Consider the following 1627-nt stretch of genomic DNA (forward strand, 5'->3'; position numbering starts at 1 on the left):
CCACGTCCTCGGCCAGCTGCCGGTCGAGCCCGTTGGCGCGCGCGACGTGCCAGACGAGCGGCGTCAGCTCGTCGACAAGTTTCGCCATGGCGCGCCGATCGCCGTCCCGCGCCGCTTCCATGCAAGCGGCGTGCAGGTCGGCGCCGGTCAGGCCTTCCCAGGGCGGGTCTACCTCGGTGGTGTGCACGTCGGTCACCGTAGCTGCCTCACTCCGGAGGTGGGCCGGCCCAGGCGAGCAAGCCACCGGTCGTGTCGGCACGGCCGGGCCCGTCGCGGGTCGCCTCTCCGGTCGGGTACCGGATCGATCGTGAATTGTGCGCGCTCTTTCGGTGGGTTCGGTGATGCGGATGGTGTACCGGGGCACGGTGTGTGCCCCGTGGGTGGGCTCTTGGTTGAGGAGCGAACAACTGGCTCTGGGATACATCGATCTCTGACTTTGCTCGGGTGAATTTTCGATTGAGCCGGTTTTGGGGCGGCTTTGGTGCTGTTTTCGGTGCTGCTTGGTGCTGCTTGGTGCTGCTCGGTGCGGTGGCCGTGCGGTTTTCGTTCGGCGCGATGGGCCTGTTCGCGCAGGTCCAGCCGGTCCGTTCGAGCCCGGTGCTTCGGCTGGGTGCCGGGACACGACCGGCAGGGCTCCCCCCTCCGGCACGGCCGTGCCCCGACAGCTCCGTCGGACCCGATGAGTCCCCCAACGACCCATCGCGCCCCGCCGGCCCGGCTCGGCCGGACGGATCCCTCCCCAGAACCCGTCCGCCCGCACCGGCCCGGAAGCTGCCAGCTGATTCACCAGTCCCGCCGACCAGACCGTCGACCGGATCGGCCCCTCCCCAGGGTCCGATCCGATCGAGCCGGTCAGGTCCGCTCGCGGCCTGGTCTGGTCGGGCGGATTCCTCCCCGAACCCGCCCGGCCAGACCAAGCCGCAAGCCACCCCCGGTTCCGCCGGACCAACTCGCAAGCCCGCCGACCAACGAATCCCTCCCCGAGATCCGCGGCCGGACAGCCCGGGAGCTAACCCGCCAGTCCCGCGCCGAACCCGCCCGCAAACCCGGCCAGCCGCACGAACTCCTCCCCGAAGCCCGCTCAGCCGGACAGGCCCGCAAGCCGATCCGCCAGTACCGCCGAACCGGCTCGCGTAGCCCGCCAACCGAACAGGCCCCTCCCCGGACCCGTCCAACCGCGCCAGCCCGCAAGCCAGTCCGCCGAACCGCCTCGCAAAACCCAGCCAGCCGAACGAACTCCTCCCCGAAGCCCGCTCAACCGGACAGGCCCGCAAGCCGATCCGCCAATTCCGCCGAACCGGCCCGCGAAACCCGCCAGCCCAGCAGATCCCTCCCCGAGACCCGCCAAGCCGCGGCAACCCGCAAGCCGATCCGCCAATTCCGCCGAACCGGCCCGCGAAACCCGCCAGCCCAGCAGATCCCTCCCCGAGACCCGCCAAGCCGCGCCAGCACGCGAGCCGGTTCGCCAGCTCCGCTGAACCAGCCCGCGAAACCCGCCAACCCAGCAGATCCCTCCCCGAGACCCGCCAAGCCGCGCCAGCACGCGAGCCGGTTCGCCAGCTCCGCTGAACCAGCCCGCGAAACCCGCCAACCCAGCAGATCCCTCCCCGAGACCCGCCAAGCCGCG

1 protein-coding gene and 1 pseudogene are annotated in these 1627 nt (G+C 71.3%); both read right to left on the reverse strand.

Annotated elements, in window-relative coordinates; translation table 11 throughout:
* Positions 1-196: pseudogene (locus D0D37_RS46295) on the reverse strand (RNA polymerase sigma factor); the annotation flags it as partial.
* A gap of 1058 nt (positions 197-1254) precedes the next feature.
* Positions 1255-1627, reverse strand: a 373-nt coding sequence (locus D0D37_RS47725; RefSeq protein ID WP_208720581.1) for a hypothetical protein, incomplete at its 5' end; no start/stop codon positions are given.

Source organism: Amycolatopsis circi (genome assembly GCF_003385235.1).
GTDB lineage: Bacteria > Actinomycetota > Actinomycetes > Mycobacteriales > Pseudonocardiaceae > Amycolatopsis > Amycolatopsis circi.